Below are 23,900 nucleotides of genomic sequence, written 5' to 3'. Positions count from 1 at the left end.
CGAAACAAGGGGAGCGTTGTGGCCGGGAGCGGCAGGGCGGGCGGTTCGAGCGCGCCGGAGAAGGGCCGCCCGGCCGAGCCCTTGCGGGTGATCTCGGCCACCACCACCGCCTACAAGTCGGCCGGTCCGCTGGCCCGCCTGCAGGCCTTCCGGGCCCGCGCGCGGTACACCCTGGACCGGCCGCTGACGCCGTACCTGCTGATCGCCGGCACGGCGCTGCTGCTGGTCGTGCTCGGTCTGATGATGGTCTTCTCGGCCTCGCAGATCCTCGCGCTGGGCCAGCACCGCTCGACCCAGTTCTACTTCTACAAGCAGCTGCTCGCGGTGGTGCTCGGCTTCGCGCTGCTGCTCGGCTTCGCCCTCGTCCCGGTGGCCGTGCTGCGGGTGATCGTCTACCCGGTGATGCTCGCGGTGATCGGGGCCATGGCGCTGGTGGCGATCCCCGGCATCGGCATGGAGGTCAACGGCAACCGGAACTGGCTGGATTTCGGCGTGTTCCAGTTCCAGCCCTCCGAGTTCGCCAAGCTCGCCCTCGTCCTCTGGGGCGCCGACCTGCTCGCGCGCAAGCAGAAGACCGGCACCCTCGGCGAGTGGAAGCACCTGCTGATCCCGCTGGTGCCCGGCACCCTGCTGCTGCTGATGCTGATCATGCTCGGCGGCGACATGGGCACCACGATGATCCTGGTGGCCATGCTGTTCGGGCTGCTCTGGATGGTCGGCGCGCCGCTGCGGCTGTTCGTCGCCACCCTCGGCGTGGCCGTGGTCGTCTGCACCGCGCTGGTGGTCACCGTCCCGCACCGGGCCGAGCGGCTCTCCTGCATCGGGGTGACCAAGCTCGACCCGGCCGGCTCCTGCTTCCAGGCCCTGCACGGCGTCTACTCGTTCGGCCTCGGGGGCCTGTTCGGCTCCGGACTCGGCGCCGGCGTCGAGAAATGGGGCCAGCTCCCGGAGGCGCACACCGACTTCATCTTCGCCACCACCGGCGAGGAACTGGGTCTGGTGGGGACGCTGTCGGTGATCGGTCTCTTCGCGGCACTAGGCTACGCGGGTATCCGTGTGGCCATCGGTACGAGGGATCCCTTCGTCAGGTACGCCGCGGGGGCCGCCACCACCTGGATCATGGCTCAGGCCGTGATCAACCTGGGGTCGGCGCTGGGACTGCTGCCCATCGCGGGCGTCCCGCTCCCGCTGTTCTCCTACGGCGGTTCCGCCATGCTGTCGGCCATGTCCGCGATCGGGGTGCTGCTCTGCCTGGCACGCAGCAGCTCGGGAGCGAAGGCGGCCCTGGCCGCCCGGAGCAAGAACTCCCGGATCAGGAAGCAGCTGGCCCGGGTGCTGCCACGACGACGAACCACAGCGCGCCCGGTCCCAGGACCGGCACGCAGGGAGCGGTGAATTTCGGTGCATGTCGTACTCGCCGGCGGGGGGACCGCCGGTCACATCGAGCCGGCCATGGCCCTCGCGGACGCCCTCCGCAGGCACGACCCGTCCGTCGGGATCACCGCCCTCGGCACCGAGCGCGGCCTGGAGACCCGGTTGGTCCCCGAGCGCGGCTACCAGCTGGAGCTGATCCCGGCCGTCCCGCTGCCCCGCAAGCCCACCCCCGAGCTGATCACCGTACCCGGCCGGCTGCGCGGCACCGTCCGGGCCGCCCAGGAGATCATCGAGCGGGTGAAGGCGGACGCCGTGGTCGGTTTCGGCGGCTACGTCGCGATGCCCGCCTACCTGGCCGCCAAGCGGGCCGGCGTGCCGATCGTGGTGCACGAGGCCAACGCCCGGCCCGGCCTGGCCAACAAGATCGGCGCCCGGTACAGCGACTTCGTCGCCGTCTCCACGCCGGACAGCAAGCTGCGCGACTCCCGGTACATCGGCATCCCGCTGCGCCGGACCATCGCGACCCTGGACCGGAACGCGGCCCGCCCCGAAGCGCGGCACTACTTCGGCCTCGACCAGCGGCTGCCCACGCTGCTGGTCACCGGCGGCTCGCAGGGCGCCCGCCGGCTGAACGAGACGATCACCGCGATCGCTCCCCGGCTCCAGCAGTACGGGGTGCAGATCCTGCACGCGGTCGGCCCGAAGAACGAGCTGCCCCAGGTGGACGACATCCCGGGGATGCCGCCGTACCGCGCGGTGCCGTACCTGGACCGGATGGACCTCGCCTACGCGGCGGCCGACATGATGCTCTGCCGGGCCGGCGCCATGACGGTGGCCGAGCTGGCCGCGGTCGGCCTGCCGGCCGCCTTCGTGCCGCTGCCGATCGGCAACGGCGAGCAGCGGCTGAACGCCCAGCCGATGGTGAAGGCCGGCGGCGGCCTGCTGGTCGACGACGCCGAGCTGAACCCCGACTGGGTGCTGCAGAACGTGCTGCCGGTGCTGACGGACCCGCAGCGGTTGTGGGACATGAGCCGGTCGGCCGCCGAGTTCGGCCGCCGGGACGCCGACGAGCTGCTCGTCGGCATGGTCTACGAGGCCATCGAGGCTGCCCGGGGCGGCCGCCGTCGTGGCTGACGCCCGGCTCGCCGACCCCCTGGACGAGGAGTTCGAGGCCGAGGAGCACGCTCCTCGGCTTCGGCTCTCCCGGCGGGGTGTGGTGGTGCTGGGCGCCCTGGTCGCGCTGCTGTTCGGGGTGCTGTCCTGGCTGGTCTTCTTCTCCTCGGTGCTGGAGGTGCGCTCCGTCGCGGTGCAGGGCCTCCAGGACGAGCGGCTGACGGCCGACGAGGTCAGGACGGCGATCGGCGGGGTCGGTTCGGGGCCGCTGGCCCGGGTGGACCTCGACGACGCCCGCGCGCGGGTGGAGGCGATCCCCCGGGTGGCCGGGGCTGAGGTCTGGCGGGGCTGGCCGAACACCCTCCGGGTGAAGGTCACCCAGCGCACCGCGGTCGCCGCGGTGAAGGGCGAGGACGGCCGCTTCACCCAGGTCGACGCGGGCGGGGTGAGTTTCGCCACCGAGCCGGCCGCCCCGTCCGGGGTGCCGGTGGTGGAGCTGAGGCTCAGCCAGCAGGCGCTGGACACCGAGTCGGTGATCGGCCGGACGCAGCTGGTCGAGGGCGCGGTGGCGGTGGCGGCGGGGCTGCCGGAGGAGGTCCGGCAGCGGGCCGGGGCCGTTCTTGTGCATTCGTTCGACGACATCCAGCTGCAGTTGGCCGGGGGTGCGACGGTGCGCTGGGGGAGCCCCGAGCAGACGGATCGCAAAGCCCGGGCGCTGGTGGCGCTGCTGCGTCAGAAGGGTACGAACTTCGACGTGAGCGCTCCGGACGCGCCTGCGGTGTCCGGATGATCCGGTAGGTTCTGTGCCCAAGGGTGCACGTGGAGCGCGCCGTTCGGAAGGACGGCGGCGGGCCGCGGGCGGGGTTGACGCGGCTTCGTGTCGGCCCGACCCTTGGTGGTCACCCCGGTGTCATCCGCCGGTCGATGATCACATAGGCTCAAAAGAAAAAGGGAAGCTCGGCGTGTTCGTTGAAACACGTGGCCGGAGCCACCTAGTGTCCTGTCTCACCAGACTGTGTTCCCTGGTGATGTGACAGAGGCACAGCACTAACCCTAAAGGTCAAGTTTAGGGTTGGGGTCGGCGGTCGGCATTTCGGACATTACGTCAGGAACCAGGCTCCCTACCCATCGACATCCGTCGGTCCGGCCCTGATCGGGCATTCGGGCCGACCTGGAAATTCGAGGCGAGAGGCCTTCGACGTGGCAGCACCGCAGAACTACCTCGCAGTCATCAAGGTCGTCGGTATCGGCGGCGGTGGTGTCAACGCCATCAACCGGATGATCGAGGTCGGTCTCAAGGGCGTCGAGTTCATCGCGATCAACACCGATGCGCAGGCCCTCCTCATGAGCGACGCCGACGTCAAGCTCGATGTGGGCCGTGAACTCACCCGGGGCCTCGGCGCCGGCGCCAACCCCGAGGTCGGCCGGAAGGCCGCCGAGGACCACCGCGAGGAGATCGAGGAGGTCCTCAAGGGGGCCGACATGGTCTTCGTCACCGCCGGCGAGGGCGGCGGCACCGGCACGGGCGGCGCGCCGGTGGTCGCCAACATCGCCCGCTCGCTGGGCGCGCTGACCATCGGCGTGGTCACCCGTCCGTTCACCTTCGAGGGCCGGCGTCGCGCCAACCAGGCCGAGGACGGCATCGCCTCCCTGCGCGAAGAGGTCGACACCCTCATCGTCATCCCCAACGACCGGCTGCTGTCCATCTCGGACCGCCAGGTCAGCGTGCTGGACGCGTTCCGCTCCGCCGACCAGGTGCTGCTCTCCGGCGTCCAGGGGATCACCGACCTGATCACCACCCCGGGTCTGATCAACCTCGACTTCGCCGACGTCAAGTCCGTCATGTCGGACGCCGGTTCGGCGCTCATGGGCATCGGCTCGGCCCGCGGTGAGGACCGTGCCAAGGCGGCCGCCGTGATGGCGATCTCCTCGCCGCTGCTGGAGGCCTCGATCGACGGCGCCCGCGGCGTGCTGCTGTCCATCTCCGGCGGCTCCGACCTCGGCCTGTTCGAGATCAACGAGTCCGCCCAGCTGGTCAGCGAGGCGGCCCACCCCGAGGCCAACATCATCTTCGGTGCCGTCATCGACGACGCCCTGGGCGACGAGGTCCGGGTCACCGTCATCGCGGCGGGCTTCGACGGCGGCCAGCCGCCGGCGATCGTCCGCGACCCGGTGGTCAAGGCGAGCGCGGCCCCGGCCAACCCGCCGGCCTCCTCGGGCACCCCGGAGCGTCCGGCAGGCCGGCCCTCGTACGGCGGCATCGGCTCGGTCACCTCCCGCTCGGAGGGCGACAGCGCCTCCTCCCGTTCGGCCGAGTCGCCGGCCACCACCACGGCCGCCCCGGTGCCGCCGCAGGTGCAGCCGGCCCGGCAGCCGTTCGTGGAGAGCCCGGCCGAGGAACTCGACGTGCCGGACTTCCTTAAGTGATCGACCACGCGGTCCGCGACGGTGCTCACTTCGCCTTCACCACCCGGTGGGGCGGGGTGAGCACTTCGCCGTACGGGGAGCTGAACCTCGGCGGCGCGGTGGGGGACGACCCGGCGGCCGTCCTGGAGAACCGGGCGATCGCGGCCCGCGAGCTCGGCCTCGACCCGGCCGACGTGGTGTGGATGAACCAGGTGCACGGGGCGGACGTCGCCGTCGTGACGGAGCGCCAGCCGGCGGGGGAGGCCCCGACGGTCGACGCGGTGGTCACCGACCGGCCGCTGGCGCTGGCCGTGCTGACCGCGGACTGCACCCCGGTACTGCTGGCGGACCCGGTCGCGGGGGTGGTCGGCGCGGCCCACGCCGGACGGCCCGGCCTCGCGGCCGGTGTGGTGCCGGCGGTGGTCGGGGCGATGGTGGCGCTCGGTGCCGAGCCCGCGCGGATCACCGCCGCCACCGGCCCCGCCGTCTGCGGCCGCTGCTACGAGGTGCCCGCGCAGCTGCGGGCCGAGGTCGCCGGGCGGGTGCCCGAGGCCCACGCGGTGACCTCCTGGGGGACCCCGGCCCTGGACGTGCCGGCGGGAGTCGCGGCCCAGCTGGCCGCCGCGGGCGTCACCGGGCCGGTGCTGTCACCGGTCTGCACCCTCGAATCCGCCGACCACTACTCCTATCGGCGCGAGCAGCGCACAGGCCGGCTCGCGAGCTACGTCTGGTTGGGCTCTTCACACTGATGACGAATGACATCTACGGACCGTTCCCGGGCGATTCCGCCCGATTCCCGGACAAGTCCTGGCTCGACGCGCTGACGGAGGGCCAGCGGGCCCGGTACGAGGAACTCGGTACCAACCTGGAGGTCGTCGAGCGGCGGATCGCCGACGCCTGCGCCGCCGCCGGGCGGGCCCGCGACGAGGTCCGGCTGATCGTGGTCACCAAGACCTACCCCGCCGAGGACAGCGCGCTGCTGGCCGGGCTGGGCGTCACCGACGTCGCGGAGAACCGCGACCAGGACGCCGGACCCAAGGCGGAGCAGTGCAGAAACCTTCCTCTTGACTGGCACTTCGTCGGCCAGCTGCAGACCAACAAGGTCCGCTCGGTGGTCCGCTACGCCGACCACGTCCACTCGGTGGACCGGGTGCGGCTGGTGGAGTCGCTCGGCGCCGCGGTCGTCAAGGCCGAACGTGCCGACCTGGGCTGCCTGGTGCAGGTGGCGCTGGACAAGGAGGCCGGCGAGGGCGGGCACCGGGCCGGGGTCGCCCCGGCGGACGTGCTCGCGCTGGCCGACGCGATCGCCGACACGCCCGGACTGCGCATGGACGGTGTGATGACGGTCGCTCCGCTGGCGGGTCCGCTGGCCGGCGATCCGGCTGCGGCCTTCGATCGGCTGGCGGAAATCGCAACCGCAGTACGAGCGGCCCATCCGGCTGCCACCATGGTCTCGGCAGGGATGAGCGGCGACCTGGAGCAGGCCATTGCCGCCGGAGCGACACATGTGCGCGTCGGAACGGCGGTACTCGGAGTGCGGTCACCCCTCAGGTAACGTCACCGGGTAGTAGATCAGACTGCAGGACAAAATAGGACAGAAGCTAGCAGCTTATCGGAGCGCTAGCCAACCGTGGATCGTTGCTCCGCGGCCCTCATCCACGAACTCTGATTGGCCGTCGGCCTGACGAAGCGTCGTGGGCGGACCGCGGAATCCGCGGACGGGGCCGTTCGGCCCGGCCGTCGGGACGGAGTCGGTCCACCACAAGCGGAGGAGACAGGAGCATGGCCGGCGCAATGCGCAAGATGGCGGTCTACCTCGGCCTCGTGGAGGACGAGACGTACGACGGCCAGGGGTACGACCCCGACGACGACTACGACGCGGACCCCGAGCCGATCCGGACCGGACGGACCGAGGACATTCCGCGGCCGGCCTCCCCGGCGCCCGCGCCGGTCTCCTCCATCACCCCGCAGCCGGTGCCGGCCGCGGTCCCGATTCGCCAGGAGACCCCGAGGATGGCACCAGTGTCGTCCATCACACCCGAACGCCGCCACAACCTGGAGAAGAGCGCCCCGGTGATCATGCCCAAGGTAGTGAACGAACGAGAGCCCTACCGCATCACCACGCTGCACCCGAGGACCTACAACGAGGCCCGTACCATCGGGGAACAGTTCCGTGGCGGGACTCCTGTGATCATGAATCTGACCGAGATGGACGACACCGACGCCAAGCGGCTCGTAGACTTCGCCGCTGGACTCGTCTTCGGTCTGCACGGCAGTATCGAGCGCGTGACGCAGAAGGTGTTCCTCCTGTCGCCTGCTAACGTCGATGTCACGGCGGAGGACAAGGCTCGGATCGCCGAGGGTGGGTTCTTCAACCAGAGCTGACCCGACCACGACTTTACGTGTGGATCTGATCGACAGTGAGTTAGCGACAGGCGAGAGCGGCCCGAGGGCCGACAACCGGGGAGAGGGAAGCGCGATGGAGATCGTGTGGGAGGTGCTCTATTACGCACTGACCGTCTTCCTGGTGTTCCTGCTCGTGCGGCTGGTGATGGACTGGGTCTTCCAGTTCGCGCGTTCGTGGCGGCCCGGCAAGGCCATGGTCCTGGTCCTGGAGGCCACGTACACTGTCACGGATCCGCCGCTCAAGCTTCTGCGGCGGTTCATTCCGCCGTTGCGTCTCGGGGGCGTGGCGCTCGACCTGTCCTTCTTCGTACTGATGATCATTGTGTATGTCCTGATCTCGCTTGTGCGGCCCTAGTCGTAGGTGAGCGATGCGACAGGATGCCGGTGTGCCGACGATCACGTTGAGGTGAAGAGATGCCATTGACCCCCGAGGACGTTCGGAACAAGCAGTTCACGACCGTCCGCCTGCGCGAAGGCTATGACGAGGACGAGGTCGATGCCTTCCTCGACGAGGTCGAGGCGGAGCTGACCCGTCTCCTCCGCGAGAACGAGGACCTGCGCGCCAAGCTGGCCGCCGCGACCCGTGCCGCCGCGCAGAACCAGGCCAACATGCGCAAGGAGCCGCCGCAGGACGCGCGCCCCGGCGCCCCGGTGCCGGCCGCCATATCCGGCCCGCCGGTTCCCGGCCAGCAGGGTGGCCCCGGTCCGCAGCAGCAGATGGGCCCGGGCGGTCCGCAGCAGCAGCAGATGGGTCCCGGTCCGCAGCAGCAGCAGATGGGCAACCAGCCGCTCGGCCTGCCGTCCGGCGCCCCGCAGCTCCCCGCCGGTCAGGGCGGCCCGATGGGCGGCCCCGGCCAGCAGCAGCAGATGGGCCAGACCATGGGCGGCCAGCAGCAGCTGGTCCAGCCGATGGGCGGTCAGATGCTCCAGCCGATGGGCGGCCCCGGCGGCCCGCAGGGCATGGGCAACCCGATGGGCCAGGGCATGGGCCAGCAGCAGATGCAGCAGATGGGCGGCCCCATGGGCGGCCCGCAGCAGATGGGCGGCCCGATGGGCGCCCCGATGCAGCAGCAGCAGAACCCCGGTGGCGACAGCGCCGCCCGGGTGCTGGCGCTCGCCCAGCAGACCGCGGACCAGGCGATCTCCGAGGCCCGTTCCGAGGCCAACAAGATCGTCGGCGAGGCTCGCAGCCGCGCCGAGGGCCTGGAGCGGGACGCCCGCGCCAAGGCCGACGCGCTGGAGCGGGACGCGCAGGAGAAGCACCGCGTCGCGATGGGCTCCCTGGAGTCCGCCCGCGCCACGCTGGAGCGCAAGGTCGAGGACCTGCGGGCGTTCGAGCGTGAGTACCGGACGCGCCTGAAGTCCTACCTGGAGACCCAGCTGCGTCAGCTGGAGTCGCAGGCGGACGACTCGCTCGCGCCGCCGCGGATCCCGGCCACCGCTTCGCTGCCGCCGGCCGCGTCGTCGATGGCTCCGGCCGGTGCGAGCGCGATGAGCAGCCCGTCGCCGAGCTTCGGCGGCAGCCAGCAGTCGTTCGGCGGCCAGCCGTCCTTCGGCGGGCAGAGCGCCTTCGGCGGGAACGGTGCGCCGAGCTTCGGCGGGCCGTCGGCCGCGGGCAACTCGGGTGCGCCGCAGATGCAGCCGGCCGGGATGACCCAGCCGATGGCGGCCGTCCGTCCGCAGCCGCCGCAGCCGATGCAGCAGGCGCCGGCTCCGATGCGGGGCTTCCTGATCGACGAGGACGGCGACAACTAAGCGGTAGCCGTCGGCACAGGCGCCCCCTGCTCGACCCTTCGGGGTCGGGGAGGGGGCGCTTTCGTGTGTGCGGGGCCTGCCGCTTCCGTGCGTGCGGCGGCCCGTTCCTGACGGGTCGGGGAACGGCGGAGCCGCCGCCGCCCGGTGGGCGACGGCGGCTCCGGGGTCGGTCAGGCCTTGCGCAGCTGGAAGGCGAGGCCGAGGGACTCGTCGGCGAAGGTGTCGGACTCCCAGTCGGCGGCGCCGGCGGCGAAGTCGGTGGCGAGCACCTCCTCGGCGACCAGCGCGCCGTGCTCGGCGATGGCCTCGGCGGTCTCGTCGTTGCTCGCCCGCCAGCGCAGCACGATCCGGTCGGCGACGTCCAGGCCGGAGTTCTTGCGGGCCTCCTGGATCTGGCGGATCGCGTCCCGGGCGACGCCGAGGCGCTTGAGCTCGGGGGTGATCGCGAGGTCCAGCGCGACGGTGGCACCGGACTCGTTGGCGACGGCCCAGCCCTCGCGCGGGGTCTCGGTGATGATCACCTCGTCCGGGGACAGGGCCACCGTCTCGCCGTTCAGCTCGACCGAGGTGGTGCCCCCGGCCCGCAGCTCGGCGGCGAGCCGGGCGGCGTCCGCGGCGGCGACCGCCTTGGCGACGTCCTGCACGCCCTTGCCGAAACGCTTGCCCAGCGCGCGGAAGTTGGCCTTGGCGGTGGTGTCGACCAGCGAGCCGCCGACGTTCGCGAGCGACTCCAGGGCGGAGACGTTGAGCTCCTCGGCGATCTGCGCGCGCAGGTCCTCGGGCAGCTCGTCCCAGCCCTGGGCGGCGACCAGCGCGCGGGACAGCGGCTGGCGGGTCTTCACACCCGACTCGGCGCGGGTGGCCCGGCCCAGCTCGACCAGCCGGCGGACCAGCGCCATGTGGCGGGAGAGGTCGGTGTCGATCAGCGACTCGTCCGCCTGCGGCCAGGAGGCCAGGTGGACCGAGGCCGGGGCGTCGGGGACGACCGGGACGACCAGGTCCTGCCAGACCTGCTCGGTGATGAACGGGGTGAGCGGGGCCATCAGCCGGGTGACGGTCTCCAGCGCCTCGTGCAGGGTGGCGAGCGCGGCGGCGTCGCCCTGCCAGAAGCGGCGGCGGCCGCGGCGGACGTACCAGTTGGAGAGGTCGTCGACGAAGGCGGAGAGCAGCTTGCCGGCGCGCTGGGTGTCGTAGGCCTCGAAGGCCGCGTCGACCTCGCGGACCAGGGTGTTCAGCTCGGAGAGCACCCAGCGGTCCAGCTGCGGGCGGTCGGCCGGGGCCGGGTCGGCCGCGGACGGCGCCCAGCCGGAGGTGCGGGCGTACAGGGCCTGGAAGGCGACGGTGTTCCAGAAGGTGAGGAGGGTCTTGCGGACCACCTCCTGGATCGTGCCGTGGCCGACCCGGCGGGCCGACCAGGGCGAGCCGCCGGCGGCCATGAACCAGCGGACGGCGTCGGCGCCGTGCTGGTCCATGAGCGGGATCGGCTGCAGGATGTTGCCCAGGTGCTTGGACATCTTGCGGCCGTCCTCGGCCAGGATGTGGCCCAGGCAGACGACGTTCTCGTACGAGCTCTTGTCGAAGACCAGGGTGCCGACGGCCATCAGGGTGTAGAACCAGCCGCGGGTCTGGTCGATCGCCTCGGAGATGAACTGCGCCGGGTAGCGCTTCTCGAACAGCTCCTTGTTCTGGTACGGGTAGCCGTACTGGGCGAAGGGCATCGCGCCCGAGTCGTACCAGGCGTCGATGACCTCGGGCACCCGGGTCGAGGTGCCGCCGCACTCACGGCAGTCGAAGGTGACCTCGTCGATGAACGGGCGGTGCGGGTCGAGGCCGCTCCGGTCGGTGCCGGTGAGCTCGGACAGCTCGGCCAGCGAGCCGACGCAGGTGAGGTGGTTCTCCTCGCAGCGCCAGATCGGCAGCGGGGTGCCCCAGTAGCGGTTGCGGCTGAGCGCCCAGTCGATGTTGTTGTTCAGCCAGTCGCCGAAGCGGCCGTGCTTGACGTTGTCCGGGAACCAGTTGGTGGCCTCGTTCTCCCGGATCATCGCGTCCTTGACCGCGGTGGTGCGGATGTACCAGGACGGCTGCGCGTAGTACAGCAGCGCGGTGTGGCAGCGCCAGCAGTGCGGGTAGCTGTGCTCGTACGGGAGGTGGCGGAAGAGCAGGCCGCGCTCCTTGAGGTCCGCGACCAGGGCCTCGTCGGCCTTCTTGAAGAACTGGCCGCCGACCAGCGGGACCTCGGGGGCGAAGGTGCCGTCGGTGAGGACCGGGTTGACCACCGGCAGGCCGTACTTGCGGCAGGTCGCGAGGTCGTCGGCGCCGAAGGCGGGCGACTGGTGGACGATGCCGGTGCCGTCCTCGGTGGTGACGTAGTCGGCGTTGAGGACGTAGTGCGCGTTCTCGATCTCGACCAGGTCGAACGGGCGGCGGTAGGCCCAGCGCTCCATCTCGGCGCCGGTGAAGGACTCGCCGGTGGCCTCCCAGCCCTCGCCGAGGGCCTTGGCCAGCAGCGGCTCGGCGACCACCAGCTGCTCGGTGCCGTCGGTGGCCACCACGTAGGTGACCTCGGGGTGGACGGCGGCGGCGGTGTTGGAGACCAGGGTCCACGGGGTGGTGGTCCAGACCAGCAGCGCGGCCCGGTCGGCCAGCGGGCCGCTGGTCAGCGGGAAGCGGACGAAGACCGAGGGGTCGACGACGGTCTCGTAGCCCTGGGCCAGCTCGTGGTCGGAGAGGCCGGTGCCGCAGCGCGGGCACCAGGGGGCGACCCGGTGGTCCTGGACCAGCAGGCCCTTGTCGAAGATCTGCTTGAGCGACCACCAGACGGACTGCACGTAGGACGGGTCCATGGTGCGGTAGGCCTGGTCGAGGTCGACCCAGTACCCCATCCGGTTGGTGAGCTCGACGAAGGCGTCGGTGTGGCGGGTCACCGACTCGCGGCACTTGGCGTTGAACTCGGCGATGCCGTACGCCTCGATGTCCTGCTTGCCGGAGAAGCCGAGCTCCTTCTCGACGGCGAGCTCGACCGGGAGGCCGTGACAGTCCCAGCCGGCCTTGCGGGCGACGTGGTAGCCCTTCATCGTCCGGTACCGGGGGAAGACGTCCTTGAAGACCCGGGCCTCGATGTGGTGGGCGCCGGGCATGCCGTTGGCGGTCGGCGGGCCCTCGTAGAAGACCCACTCGGGACGGCCCTCGGACTGCTCCAGGCTGCGCTGGAAGACCTTGTTGTCCTGCCAGAACGACAGGATCCGGTGTTCGAGGGCGGGCAGGTCGACCTGCGCGGGGACGGGGTTGTAGGAGCTGGCCATAACGGGCGTCTACCTCCGGCGGATGCATGGACGGGATCCGACGGAGGGACGAGACGGCATGCCGCCCCGCGGTACCACCCTCCTTGGCCGCGATGGTGTCCGCGGCCCTCTTGTTTGGGCTTGCTGCCGGGTCTAGCGGGCCGACGAAGGGGATCGCGGACCGTTCTTCCGGCGGCTCCGGGGTGATCTTCGCGCGGTGCACACCCCCGGGCTCGCACCGTCCCCGGGTCGCTGGTGGCTGCGTACTGCGGTACTCGTCCCCATCTGCGCCTTGCAGGCCCAGTGTATCGGCCGTCGCAAGTCGGTTTCGGCGCGCCGGGGCGGGGGGCACAACTCTGTTCGGCGCGATGGGCGTGTCGCGTGTGGCGGCTGGCTGGGTGGGATCATGGTGAGGCGTCGGTATGTCATGTTGTGACCATTTTTGATCGGGATTATCGTTCCGGCACTGGAGGCCGCCGGGAACCGGCGGCTCGATTCGTTCGTAGATGGGGTCGAAGCCATGGCTGAGAAGACAACCGTCGCGGGTACCGCCACCAAGCGGGCACGCAAGGCCGTGGCAGGCGATCCAGGGGAGGGGACCGTGACCACTACCGCACGGCGCAAGAACACCACCGACACCACTCTCGTGGCCCCCGGCCGCACCCGTACCCCGGCCGGGGCCGGGGCCACCGCCCGTACCGGCGGTGCCGAGTCGGTCGACCCGGCCGAGCTGCCGGTCCGTCCCGGCGAGGACCCGTGGACCTCCGAGGAGGTGCGCGAGCTGCACGCCGAGCTGATCAACGACCTGGAGCGGCTCCAGCAGGAGATCGACGCGGCCGAGGCGGCCATCACCGGCCTGATGCGGGACTCCAACGACGGGGCCGGCGACGACCAGGTGGACGCCGGTACGAAGAACATCTCGCGCGAGAGCGAGGTGGCGCTGGCCAACAACGCCCGCGACAGCCTCGCCCAGACCGAGCACGCGCTGGCCCGGCTGGAGGGCGTCGGATTCGGCACCTGCGAGTCCTGCGGCCAGGCCATCGGCAAGGCACGGATGCAGGCCTTCCCGCGGGCGACGCTCTGCGTCCAGTGCAAGGCCAAGCAGGAACGCCGCTGACCGCTCCGGGCGGCCGACCGGGACGACGGGAGGGGTCGGGCTTGCCGTAGGCTCGACCCCGTAACGTCGCCCGATCCGTCGGATGATCCCTCGGAGATCGGGTTTCCCACCGGCCCATCGGCCCCCCACGTCACGGCAGCGGAGCGGATCATCAGTACGCAAGGTTCCCCCCAGACGCGGGACGACTCAGTCCCCACGCCCGCCGACGTCGTGGCCCCGGCCGGGGACGTGGCCGGGCCCGGTGACGGGGCCCCGGCCCGGCCGGAGGCCCCCGAGGCGGCCGCGGCCCCCGCGTCCGCTCCGGTCTCTTCCCCGGTCTCCTCTCCGGCGCCGGTCCCGGTGTCGGCCCCGGCGTCGCTGCCGGTCGAGCCGGCCGCGGCGGAGGAGCCGAAGGGGCGCAGGCGGATCGGCGTGCTCCTGGTCGTCGCACTGCTCGCCTTCCTGGTCGACTTCGGCAGCAAGCTGCTGGTCGTGGCCAGGCTGGAGAACCACTCGGCGATCAAGGTGATCGGCGATGTGGTGACCTTCCAGGTGATCCGCAACTCCGGCGCCGCCTTCGGCATGGGGCAGGCGCTGACCGTCGTCTTCACGATGATCGCCTCGGCGGTCATCGTGGTGATCTGGCGGATCGCCCGGCGGCTTTACAGCCTCCCCTGGGCGATCGCGCTCGGCCTGCTGCTGGGCGGCGCGCTCGGCAACCTGACCGACCGGCTGTTCCGCTCGCCCGGCGTCTTCCGCGGGCACGTGGTCGACTTCATCTCCGTCCAGCACTTCGCGGTCTTCAACCTCGCCGACTCGGCGATCGTCTGCGGCGGCATCCTGGTCGTCCTGCTCTCCTTCCGGGGCAGCAACCCGGACGGCACCGTGCACCAGCAGGCGGACAAGGGCGAGCAGGCGGACAAGGACCAGTAGGCGGACGAGGGCCAGCAGGGCGCGGCGGCCTCCGCTCCCCGCCGGGCATGGCGCGGGCGGGGGCCCGCGCGTCCGGCATACTCGTACGGGTGAGTACCGCAGCGCAGACCCGAAGCCTCCCCGTTCCCGACGGCCTGGAGGGCGAACGCCTCGACGCCGCCCTCGCCCGGATGTTCGGCTTCTCCCGGACCAAGGCCGCCGAGCTGGCCGCCGAGGGCAAGGTGACGCTCGACGGGGCCGTCGCCGGCAAGTCGGACCGGGTCACCGCCGGCTCCTGGCTGGAGGTCGAGATCCCGGCCCCCGCCGCGCCGGTGCAGATCGTCGCCGAACCGGTCGACGGCATGCGCATCGTCCACGACGACGACGACATCGTGCTCGTCGACAAGCCGGTCGGCGTCGCTGCGCACCCGAGCCCGGGCTGGACCGGCCCCACCGTGATCGGCGGGCTGGCCGCGGCCGGCTACCGGATCTCGACCTCCGGCGCCGCCGAGCGCCAGGGCGTCGTGCACCGGCTCGACGTCGGCACCTCCGGGCTGATGGTGGTCGCCAAGTCCGAGCGCGCCTACACCGACCTCAAGCGGCAGTTCCACGACCGGGTGACCGAGAAGAAGTACCACACGCTCGTCCAGGGCCACCCGGACCCGCTCAGCGGCACCGTGGACGCGCCGATCGGGCGCCACCCCAGCGCGGACTGGAAGTGGGCGGTCACCCGCGAGGGCAAGCCGTCCGTCACCCACTACGACCTGATCGAGGCCTACCGGGCCGCCTCGCTGATGGACATCAAGCTGGAGACCGGCCGCACCCACCAGATCCGGGTGCACATGTCCGCGCTGCGCCACCCCTGCGTCGGCGACATCACCTACGGGGCCGACCCGACCCTGGCCAAGCGGCTCGGGCTGACCCGGCAGTGGCTGCACGCCGTCTCGCTCGGCTTCGAGCACCCGTCGGACGGCGAGTGGGTGCAGTTCTCCAGCGAGTACCCCGCGGACCTGCGGAAGGCGCTGGACATCATCGCGTCGGAGAGCTGAGTCGCGGGGTCGGGTCGCAGGGCCCTGTCGCAGGGCCCTGTCGCAGGGCCCTGTCGCAGGGCCCGGTTGCGGGGTCGGGTCGGAGAGCTGAGGAGTACGCGGGATGACGGTGACGATCAGGGTCGCGCGGGGAGAGGCCGACCTCGCGCTGGTGCACGAGGTCCGGCGGGAGGTCTTCATCGTCGAGCAGGGGATCGCCGAGGAGCTGGAGTGGGACGACCTCGACCCCACCTCGGAGCACCTGTTGGCGGTCGGGCCGGAGGGTGAGCCCGTCGGCACGGCGCGGCTGATCTTCGGGGAGCAGGCGCTCGGGATCACCGGCGGGGTCGCCGGCCGGGTGCTGCTCGGTCGGCTCGCCGTGCTGAAGACCGCCCGGGGGACCGGGCTCGGCGCCGAGCTCGTGCGGGCCGTCGAGGCCGCCGGGCGGGAGCGCGGGGCGGGCGAGCTGGAGCTGCACGCCCAGGTGCAGGCGCTCGGGTTCTACGAGCGCCTCGGGTACGCGGCGGAGGGACCGGTGTACGACGACGCCGGGATTCCGCACCGGACGATGACCCGGGTGCTGTAGCGCCCGCGGACGACAGGCAGGGCGCGGCCCCCGGGAGAGCTCCCGGGGGTTCGCGCGTTCCCGGGTGCCGTGCGGCCGCTGTTCTTATCGGACGCCTACTCCGGGGGCGACTACGATCACGCCCATGGAGCTCGGTGGGGCGTGGCGCCGGTGGCGAGGCCGTGGGACGGTCGCCGGACGGAGACTGGTGGCCGGGGCGGTGGCCCTGACGGCCGTCGTCGGGGTCGGAGCGGCCGCGGCCGTAGCCGCCGGGGGCGAACAGCCCGTCCGCCAGGAGGACCGCTTCCTCGCGATGGCCGAGACCCCCGGCAGCTCGCAGATCGTCCAGCTCGACACCTCCTTCTTCACCACCGGCAGCAGCCCGCGCCCCGCCGTCCTGCTCGGGCACGGCTTCGGCGGCTCCAAGGAGGGCGAGCGGGAGCGCGCCCAGAAGCTCGCCCGGCAGGGGTACGCGGTGCTGACCTGGTCGGCGCGCGGCTTCGGCCGCTCCGGCGGGAAGATCGGGCTGAACGCGCCGGACCGCGAGGTCGAGGACGTCAAGCACCTGGTCGACTGGCTGGCGCAGCGCCCCGAGGTCCAGCTGGACGGGCCCGGCGACCCCCGGGTGGGCATCACCGGTGCCTCCTACGGCGGCGCGGTGGCGCTGCTCGGCTCCGCGTACGACGGGCGGATCGACGCCGTGGCCAGTGCGATCACCTGGTGGAACCTGGCCGACGCACTGTTCCCGCAGGGGGTGCGCGGCTCGGGCGCGGTCGACGGCGTGTTCAAGAAGCTGTGGTCCGGGATCTTCTTCACCACCGGTTCGGTGGGCGAGCTCGGCCCGTCCGGCGGCGCGGCGCGTCCGGCCCTCGCCCCCGAGCAGGGCGACGGGCAGGTCGGCTGCGGGCGGTTCCTGGACGAGCTGTGCCGGATGTACGACCGGGTGGCGACCGCCGGGCACGCCGATCCGGAGGCCGTGGCCCTGCTCGACCGGTCCAGCCCCTCGTCGGTCGCGGACCGGCTCAAGGTGCCCACGCTGGTGGTCCAGGGCCAGCAGGACTCGCTGTTCCCGCTCGACCAGGGCGACGCGATCGCCAAGGCGGTGGCCGCCAACGGCGCCCCGGTGGCGGTGGACTGGTTCGCGGGCGGGCACGACGGCGCGACCGACACCAGCGACCGGGTGGACGACCGGGTCACGGCCTGGTTCGACCGCTATCTGAAGGGTGCCGGGGGCGCGGGCGACGGCGCGGCCGGCACCGGCGCGGCGTTCCGGGTGACCCGGACCGGCGGGGTCGACTCCACCGGCTTCCAGGCGGTGCTGCGCGGCGCCACCGCCGACAGCTACCCCGGCCTCGGCGGCACCGGCTCGCGGCAGTTCGAGCTGAAGGCCCCGGACGGCGCTCCCGAGCAGGCCTTCGCCAACCCGCCGGGCGGCGCGCCGTCCAACATCTCCGCCGTGCCCGGCCTCGGCGGCCTGCTCGGCCAGGTGTCCGCGCTGGGCGCCGGTCTCGCGCTTGACTTCCCCGGCCAGTTCGCCACCTTCGAGTCGGCGCCGCTGGACTCCTCGGTCCACCTGACCGGGCAGCCGACGGTGCCGGTCAAGGTCCGGGCCGACCGGCCGGACGCGGTGCTCTTCGCCAAGCTGTACGACGTCGCCCCCGACGGCAAGCAGAGCCTGCCGCAGCAGCTGTCCGCCCCGCTGCGGGTGACCGGGGCGGACGCCCCCGACGGCCGGAGCGTCACCGTGGCGCTGCCCACCGTCGACCACACCTTCGACGCCGGGCACCGGCTGCGGCTGGTGCTCGCCTCCACCGACCTCGCGTACGCCTCGCCGGTCGAGCCGGCCACCTACCGGGCGGCCGTCACCGGGCCGGTCGTCCTGCCCACCGTCGACGGGCTGGTCACCGAGGCCGCGCCGCTGCCGAACCGGACCTGGGTGCTGCCGCTGGTCGCGCTCGCGCTGGCCGCCGGGCTGGTGCTGGTGCCGCGGCTGCGGGCGGCCAGGGCCGGGCGGCGCGCGCACGGACCCGCGTACGACCCGGAGCTCGCCGGGGTGCCGCTGGTGATCACCGGTCTGAGCAAGCGCTACAAGGGCGCCGCCGACCGGTACGCCGTCCGCGAGCTGGGCTTCCGGGTGGAACGGGGCCAGGTGCTCGGCCTGCTCGGCCCGAACGGCGCCGGGAAGACCACCACGCTGCGGATGCTGATGGGGCTGATCCGGCCGGACGCCGGCGAGATCAGGATCTTCGGCCATCTGATCCGGCCCGGGGCACCCGTGCTCTCCCGGGTCGGCGCCTTCGTCGAGGGTGCCGGCTTCCTGCCGCACCTCACCGGGCGGGCCAACCTGCGGCTCTACTGGCAGGCCACCGGCCGTCCCGAGGCCGACGCCCACCTGGACGAGGCGCTGGCCATCGCCGGGCTCGGCGAGGCGCTGGACCGGGCGGTGCGCACCTACTCGCAGGGCATGCGGCAGCGGCTGGCGATCGCCCAGGCCATGCTGGGGCTGCCGGACCTGTTGATCCTCGACGAGCCGACCAACGGGCTCGACCCGCCGCAGATCCGCGAGATGCGCGAGGTGATGATCCGGTACGCGGCGGCCGGGCGGACCGTCATCGTCTCCAGCCACCTGCTGGCCGAGGTCGAGCAGAGCTGCACCGACCTGGTGGTGATGGACCGGGGCCGGCTGGTCACCACGGGCGCGGTCGCGGAGATCGTCGGCGCGGGCACGCAGCTGCTGATCGGCACCGGGGCGTCGTACGACGCGGTGGAGCTGGCGGCGGCGGCCGACAAGGTCGCCGCGCTGGACGGGGTCGGCACGGCGGAGGCCGTGGAGGGCGGGCTGCTGGTCGGGCTGGACGGCATGGCGGCGAGCAGGCTGCTGGCCGAGCTGGTGCGGCTCGGGGTGCCGGTGGAGTCGGCCGGGCCGCAGCGCCGGCTGGAGGACGCGTTCCTGTCGCTGATCGGAGGTACGGCGTGAGTGCCGCGGTTGCTGAGGTGTCGGCCGATCACGCGGCCGGCTACCGGCCCGGACGGACCCTGCCGTTCCGGGTCGAGGTGGTCCGCCAGCTGCGGCGGCGCCGCACGATGGTGATCGGCGGGGTGCTGGCCGCGATGCCGCTGGTGGTGCTGGCGGCGTTCGCGGTGGCCGGGACGCCCGGGCGGGCCGACCGGACCACGTTCATCGAGCTCGCGACCTCGTCCGGGCCGAACTTCGCGACCACCATGCTCTTCATGGGCACCGGCTTCATGCTGGTGATCCCGGTCGCGCTGTTCTGCGGCGACACGGTGGCCTCGGAGGCCAGCTGGTCCTCGCTGCGGTACCTGCTGGCCGCGCCGGTGCCGCGGGCGCGGCTGCTGATGCGCAAGTTCCTGGTCGGGCTGCTGTTCTCGGCGGCGGCGGTGGTGCTGCTGCCGCTGGTCGGGCTGGCGGTCGGCACGGCGGCGTACGGCTGGGGCGACCTGCGGCTGCCGGCCGGGGCGAGCCTGACCGCGGGCGAGGCGCTGCCCCGGCTGGCGGTCGCGGTGGCGTTCGTGTTCCTGAGCGAGGTGGTGATCGCGGCGCTGGCGTTCTGGCTCTCGACCGCCACGGACGCGCCGCTGGGGGCGGTCGGCGGGGCGGTGTTCGCCTCGATCGTCGCCGGGGTGCTGGACGCCATCACCGCGCTGGGCGACCTGCGGGCCTGGCTGCCGGCGCACTGGCAGTGGGCGTGGGCGGACGCGCTGCAGCCGCGGATGGAGTGGGGCGGGATGCTGCAGGGGGTCTCGCTGTCGCTGTCCTACGCGGTGGTGCTGCTGGCGCTCGCGTTCCGGGGCTTCGCGCGCAAGGACGTGGTGTCGTAGCGCGGTTCGGGAGGCGTGGGAGAGGCGGACCCCGCCCGCCGGGGGACGGCGGGCGGGGTCCGTCGTTCGCGGGACTGCTCCGGGGCTACTTGACGGGGGAGTAGACCCGCTCGACCTGCTGGGTGCCGGACCTGGTGCGGTAGGAGCGCGACCACTTGGTGGTGGCGTCCTTGCGGGTCCGGTCGGAGAGGACGTAGTAGTCCATCTGGGTCTGGGCCGGGGTGACCTCGAGGACGCCGTAGCCGTGGGAGTCGAGGTCGACCCACTGGACGTGGCGGTTGGCGCCCTTGATCGCGGCGGCGGCGACCAGCGAGAGGGTCTGCGGCGCGACCTTGAGGAAGTCGTCGACGTTGTCCGAGGTGACCGAGGTGACCACGAACTCGGTGGCGACGCTGCCCGACAGCGGGTAGGTGGCGGCCTCCTCGGGGACGTCCGAGGCCCAGGCGGAGTGGATGTCGCCGGTCAGGAACACCGTGTTGGTGATGCCGTTCGACTTCAGGTGGCCGAGCAGCTCGCGGCGGTCGTGGGTGTAGCCGTCCCACTGGTCGGTGTTGACGGCCAGGCCCTCGCCGGGCAGGCCGAGCAGCTTGGCCAGCGGGCGCAGCAGGTAGTCCGGCAGCGAGAAGAGGGCGACCGGGGAGATCATCACCTCGTTGCCGATCAGGCGCCAGGCGGTGTCGGAGGCGGCGAGGCCGGACTTCAGCCAGTCCATCTGGGCGCGGCCGGTGAGGGTGCGGTCGGCCGAGTCGACGTCGCCGTTGCCGACCTTGACCTGCTGGGAGCGGAACGAGCGCTGGTCCATCAGGTGCAGGTCGGCGAGCTTGCCGTAGCGCAGCCGGCGGTAGGTGGTGCCGGCGATGGACGGGCGGACCGGCATCCACTCGAAGTAGGCCTGCTTGGCGGCGGCCATCCGGGCCGTCCAGTCGCCCTCGGTGCCCGGGGTGTGGTTCTCGGCGCCGCCGGACCAGGCGTCGTTGGCGAACTCGTGGTCGTCCCAGATCGCGATGGTCGGGATCTGCGCGTGCAGCGCCTGGAGGTCCTCGTCCGTCTTGTAGCGGCCGTGCCGGGTGCGGTAGTCGGCGAGGCTGAGGATCTCGTGGGCGGGGGCGTGCGGGCGGACCACGGAGCCGCGGGCGCAGAACTCGCCGCTCTTGTACTCGTAGATGTAGTCGCCGAGGAAGAGGAAGGCGTCGAGGTCGCCGCGGGCCGCCAGGTGGCGGTACGCGGAGAAGTAGCCGGCCTCCCAGTTGGCGCAGGAGGCGACGCCGAAGCGGAGCCGGTCGAGGGCGGCGTCGGCGGTCGGGGTGGTGTGGGTGCGGCCGACGGGGGAGACGGTCGCGCCGGCGGTGAAGCGGTACCAGTAGGCGCTGTCCGGGGTGAGGCCGCGGACGTCCACCTTGACGGTGTGGTCGGTGGCGGCGTCGCTGGTCACGGTGCCGCTCGCGGCGATCCGGGTGAAGCCCTTGTCGGCGGCTATCTCCCAGCGGACCTCGGTGCCGGCGCCGAGGCCGGAGCCGGGCACCGCCTCGGGGGCCGGGGTGACCCGGGTCCAGAGCAGGATGCCGTCGGGCAGCGGGTCGCCCGAGGCGACGCCGTGGAGGAACTGCGGGGCGGTGGCGGCCTGGGCGGTCGCGCCGAGGGCGAGCGGTAGGGCGGCGGCGCCCGCGACGACGGCGGTGGCCTTGAGCACCTGGCGTCGGTGGGGGCGGGCGGCGGTCATGTCATTGACAAGGTCAGTCACGGCGGACAGGCTACCGGCGGGTAATGCAGTGTTCCATATGCTGAACTGACTGTTCGTTGTCGCTTCACCGCGACGTGACGTCCCGCCATCCCGCCGGGTGGGCGCGGTCACCCGGCGGACATGCGCGATGATGGGAGGCTGTTCCGGCCCCCGTCGCAAGGAAGTCCCGCCCGTGGCACACGTCCTGCTCCTCCACTCCGTGTACGGCCTGCGCCCTGCGGTCCACGCCGCCGCCGACCGGCTGCGCGCCGCCGGGCACACCGTGCACACCCCCGACTTCTTCGACGGGCGGACCTTCGACGACGTCGAGGAGGCCATGGCCCACAAGGAGGAGATCGGCAGCGACGAACTGCTGCGCCGGGCCGTCGGGGCCGCGGCCCCGCTGCTGGGCGCCGGGACACCGCTCGTCTACGCCGGCTTCTCGCTCGGTGGCTCGCTCGCCCAGAACCTCGCGCTCGCCGACGAGAAGGCCGTCGGTCTGCTGCTCCTGCACGGCACCTCGGACATCCGCGAGGACGCCGCCACCGCGATCCCGGTCCAGCTGCACGTGGCCGAGCCGGACCCGTTCGAGTCGGAGGACTGGCTGAACGCCTGGTACCTGGGGATGCGCAAGGCCGGCGCGGACGTCGAGGTGCACCGCTACCGCGGCGCCGGGCACCTCTTCACCGACCCGGAGCTGCCGGACTACGACGCCGAGGCGGCGGAGCAGACCTGGGCGGTCGCGCTGGACTTCCTGGCGGAGCTGGACGCGGCGTAGGTCCTCTCTTTCGGATCACGCCAGGCGGTCGCCGCCGGAGCACGCACCTCGCCGGCTTGTCGTCGGTCGCCGATGGCCCCCAGCCTCCGGCCGGGAGGTGCCCCCACCGCATGGACTCCCTCCTCCGCACCGCCGATGCACGCACGCATGGGGGTACCTCCCGGCCGAAGGCTGGGGGAGACGCCCGCTCGTCCGACGTGATCCGAAAGAGAGGGCCTAGTCCGTGGTGCCTGTTGTGCAGGAAGTCGGCGTGGCCGACTTCCTGCGCAAGGCTCGGCGCCGGTCTGCCCCGGCTCAGGGCTCAGGGCTCACGGCTCCAGACGGTGCGGGCCGCGGAACAGGAACGTGACCTCGCGGATGCTGGGGGCGTCGAGCAGCAGCATCAGCAGCCTGCCGAGACCCAGGCCGAATCCGCCGTGGGGCGGGGTGCCGAAGCGGAAGCAGTCGAGGTAGCCGGCGAGCGGCCCGGTGTCCATGCCCTTCTCGCGGGCCTGGGCGACCAGGCGCTCGTGACGGTGCTCGCGCTGGGCGCCGGTGGTGATCTCGACGCCCTTCCACAGCAGGTCGAAGGACTCCGTGACGGTGGGGTCGTCCTCGGGCCGCAGGTGGTAGAAGGGGCGGACGGAGGCGGGAAAGCGGGTGACGAACACGAACTCGTGCCTGGACTCCTCGGTGACGAGGGCGGAGAGCCTGCGCTCGCCCTCGGGGTCGAGGTCCTCCTTGACGCCCTCGGGGTCCCAGCCGGTGGCCCGGAGCCTGGTGAGGGCGTCGGCCATCGTGACGCGCGGGAACGGCTGCTCGGGGACGGTGACCCGGGCACCGAAGTGCTCGGCGACGGCGTCGCCGTGGCGCTCCGAGACCCGCTGGAGGACGCGTCGCAGGAGCCGTTCCTCGAAGGCCATGACGTCCTCCACACCGTCGATCCAGGCGAGTTCGGTGTCGACGCCGGTGAACTCGGTGGCGTGGCGGGAGGTGAAGGACGGCTCGGCGCGGAAGACGGGGCCGATCTCGAAGACCTTGTCGATGCCGCCCGCGATGGCCATCTGCTTGTAGAACTGCGGGGACTGGGCGAGGTAGGCGGTGCGGTCGAAGTAGTCGACCTTGAACACCTCGGCCCCGGACTCGGAGGCGGTGCCCATGAGTTTCGGGGTGTGGAGCTCGGTGAAGCCCTCCTCGGCGGTGACCTCGCGCATGGCCTGCTCGACCGTGGTCTGGACGGCGAACACCAACTGCTGCGAGGGCCTGCGGACGTCGAGGAAACGCCAGTCGAGGCGCTGGTCCAGCCCGGTGTGCTCGTCGATGGGCAGCTTCGGCTCGGCGGGTGACACGACCTCGACGCGCTCGGGGACGATCTCCAGCCCGCCGAGCTTGACGTGGGGGTTGCCGACGACCTTGCCGGTGATCTTCACGGCGGACTCGGTGGTGACGCTCTCGAAGGCCGCCTCGATCCCGTCACCCTCGCCGCCCCTGGCATGGGTGACCTGGACGAGGCCGGTGTGGTCGCGGACCAGCACGAACTGCATGCGCCGCTGGAGGCGGAGGGTGTTGATCCAGCCGTAGACGGTGACCGTCCCGTCGAGGTGGCTGGAAAGTTCTGCGACGAGGGTACGCGTCATGACGGCAACT

Annotated in this window: 19 protein-coding genes; 16 read left to right on the top strand and 3 right to left on the bottom strand. The window is 72.3% G+C overall.

The window, feature by feature from the left end; genetic code table 11:
* Positions 1 to 81: 81 nt before the first annotated feature.
* The 9 genes from ftsW to IF01_RS0101955 all read left to right on the top strand — a co-directional run bounded on the left by ftsW (position 82) and on the right by IF01_RS0101955 (position 9,054).
* Positions 82 to 1,395, top strand: coding sequence for a putative lipid II flippase FtsW (gene ftsW, locus IF01_RS0101995; protein ID WP_030391450.1), 1,314 nt, complete (start codon positions 82 to 84; stop codon positions 1,393 to 1,395).
* Positions 1,396 to 1,401: 6 nt separating this feature from the next.
* Positions 1,402 to 2,508 carry an undecaprenyldiphospho-muramoylpentapeptide beta-N-acetylglucosaminyltransferase gene (gene murG, locus IF01_RS0101990; RefSeq protein WP_030391449.1) on the top strand — a complete coding sequence of 369 codons (1,107 nt, stop codon included), beginning with the start codon at positions 1,402 to 1,404 and terminating at the stop codon, positions 2,506 to 2,508.
* Complete coding sequence (locus tag IF01_RS0101985; protein ID WP_051754818.1) at positions 2,501 to 3,277, top strand: cell division protein FtsQ/DivIB; 777 nt, start codon at positions 2,501 to 2,503, stop codon at positions 3,275 to 3,277. Before murG ends, IF01_RS0101985 begins: the two co-directional genes overlap by 8 nt.
* Before the next feature lie 410 nt (positions 3,278 to 3,687).
* Entirely contained in the window at positions 3,688 to 4,914 is a 1,227-nt protein-coding gene (ftsZ, locus tag IF01_RS0101980) for a cell division protein FtsZ (RefSeq protein WP_030391447.1), read from the top strand.
* Complete coding sequence (gene pgeF / locus IF01_RS0101975) at positions 4,911 to 5,642, top strand: peptidoglycan editing factor PgeF (protein WP_030391446.1); 732 nt, start codon at positions 4,911 to 4,913, stop codon at positions 5,640 to 5,642. The genes ftsZ and pgeF overlap by 4 nt, the downstream gene beginning before the upstream one ends.
* On the top strand, positions 5,642 to 6,448 hold the full coding sequence (locus IF01_RS0101970; RefSeq protein WP_078879577.1) for a YggS family pyridoxal phosphate-dependent enzyme: 807 nt from the start codon (positions 5,642 to 5,644) through the stop codon (positions 6,446 to 6,448). The genes pgeF and IF01_RS0101970 overlap by 1 nt, the downstream gene beginning before the upstream one ends.
* Before the next feature lie 227 nt (positions 6,449 to 6,675).
* Positions 6,676 to 7,278 (top strand): cell division protein SepF, encoded by a 603-nt coding sequence (locus tag IF01_RS0101965; protein WP_030391444.1) that lies wholly within the window; start codon positions 6,676 to 6,678, stop codon positions 7,276 to 7,278.
* 94 nt (positions 7,279 to 7,372) lie between these two features.
* The gene (locus IF01_RS0101960) at positions 7,373 to 7,654 is read left to right on the top strand and encodes a YggT family protein (protein WP_030391443.1); all 282 of its coding nucleotides are present in this window, start codon (positions 7,373 to 7,375) and stop codon (positions 7,652 to 7,654) included.
* Between the two features lie 59 nt (positions 7,655 to 7,713).
* Positions 7,714 to 9,054: a DivIVA domain-containing protein gene (locus tag IF01_RS0101955; RefSeq protein ID WP_030391442.1), complete on the top strand. Its 1,341-nt coding sequence runs from the start codon at positions 7,714 to 7,716 to the stop codon at positions 9,052 to 9,054.
* 170 nt (positions 9,055 to 9,224) lie between these two features.
* Here IF01_RS0101955 and ileS read toward each other — a convergent pair whose 3' ends face one another.
* Positions 9,225 to 12,356 (bottom strand): isoleucine--tRNA ligase, encoded by a 3,132-nt coding sequence (gene ileS, locus IF01_RS0101950; RefSeq protein ID WP_030391441.1) that lies wholly within the window; start codon positions 12,354 to 12,356, stop codon positions 9,225 to 9,227.
* A 580-nt stretch (positions 12,357 to 12,936) separates the two neighbouring features.
* Here ileS and IF01_RS41180 point away from each other — a divergent pair.
* The 6 genes from IF01_RS41180 (at position 12,937) to IF01_RS0101920 (ending at position 19,776) form a co-directional block, all read left to right on the top strand.
* Positions 12,937 to 13,452 (top strand): TraR/DksA family transcriptional regulator, encoded by a 516-nt coding sequence (locus IF01_RS41180; protein WP_244215398.1) that lies wholly within the window; start codon positions 12,937 to 12,939, stop codon positions 13,450 to 13,452.
* A 147-nt stretch (positions 13,453 to 13,599) separates the two neighbouring features.
* Positions 13,600 to 14,364 carry a signal peptidase II gene (lspA, locus tag IF01_RS0101940; protein ID WP_445972082.1) on the top strand — a complete coding sequence of 255 codons (765 nt, stop codon included), beginning with the start codon at positions 13,600 to 13,602 and terminating at the stop codon, positions 14,362 to 14,364.
* Between the two features lie 89 nt (positions 14,365 to 14,453).
* Positions 14,454 to 15,392 carry an RluA family pseudouridine synthase gene (locus IF01_RS0101935; protein WP_030391438.1) on the top strand — a complete coding sequence of 313 codons (939 nt, stop codon included), beginning with the start codon at positions 14,454 to 14,456 and terminating at the stop codon, positions 15,390 to 15,392.
* 103 nt (positions 15,393 to 15,495) lie between these two features.
* Positions 15,496 to 15,957 (top strand): GNAT family N-acetyltransferase, encoded by a 462-nt coding sequence (locus IF01_RS0101930; protein WP_030391437.1) that lies wholly within the window; start codon positions 15,496 to 15,498, stop codon positions 15,955 to 15,957.
* Between the two features lie 124 nt (positions 15,958 to 16,081).
* A complete protein-coding gene (locus IF01_RS0101925; protein ID WP_030391436.1) occupies positions 16,082 to 18,913 on the top strand; it encodes an alpha/beta fold hydrolase in 2,832 nt (943 codons plus the stop codon).
* Positions 18,910 to 19,776, top strand: a complete 867-nt coding sequence (locus IF01_RS0101920; protein WP_051741992.1) for an ABC transporter permease — start codon at positions 18,910 to 18,912, stop codon at positions 19,774 to 19,776. Before IF01_RS0101925 ends, IF01_RS0101920 begins: the two co-directional genes overlap by 4 nt.
* Before the next feature lie 85 nt (positions 19,777 to 19,861).
* On the opposite strand, the gene IF01_RS0101915 is transcribed toward IF01_RS0101920, so the two are convergent.
* Positions 19,862 to 21,496 (bottom strand): alkaline phosphatase D family protein, encoded by a 1,635-nt coding sequence (locus IF01_RS0101915; RefSeq protein ID WP_030391434.1) that lies wholly within the window; start codon positions 21,494 to 21,496, stop codon positions 19,862 to 19,864.
* 193 nt (positions 21,497 to 21,689) lie between these two features.
* Between IF01_RS0101915 and IF01_RS0101910 the strand changes: the two genes are divergently transcribed.
* Entirely contained in the window at positions 21,690 to 22,274 is a 585-nt protein-coding gene (locus tag IF01_RS0101910; protein ID WP_030391433.1) for a dienelactone hydrolase family protein, read from the top strand.
* Positions 22,275 to 22,582: 308 nt separating this feature from the next.
* On the opposite strand, the gene aspS is transcribed toward IF01_RS0101910, so the two are convergent.
* On the bottom strand, positions 22,583 to 23,890 hold the full coding sequence (gene aspS, locus IF01_RS0101905; protein WP_030391432.1) for an aspartate--tRNA(Asn) ligase: 1,308 nt from the start codon (positions 23,888 to 23,890) through the stop codon (positions 22,583 to 22,585).
* Positions 23,891 to 23,900: the final 10 nt, after the last annotated feature.

It is taken from the genome of Kitasatospora purpeofusca (assembly GCF_000718025.1).
Lineage (GTDB): Bacteria > Actinomycetota > Actinomycetes > Streptomycetales > Streptomycetaceae > Kitasatospora > Kitasatospora purpeofusca.
The sequence above is the reverse complement of the archived record's forward strand: the minus strand, read 5'-3'. Positions and strand labels throughout refer to the sequence as shown.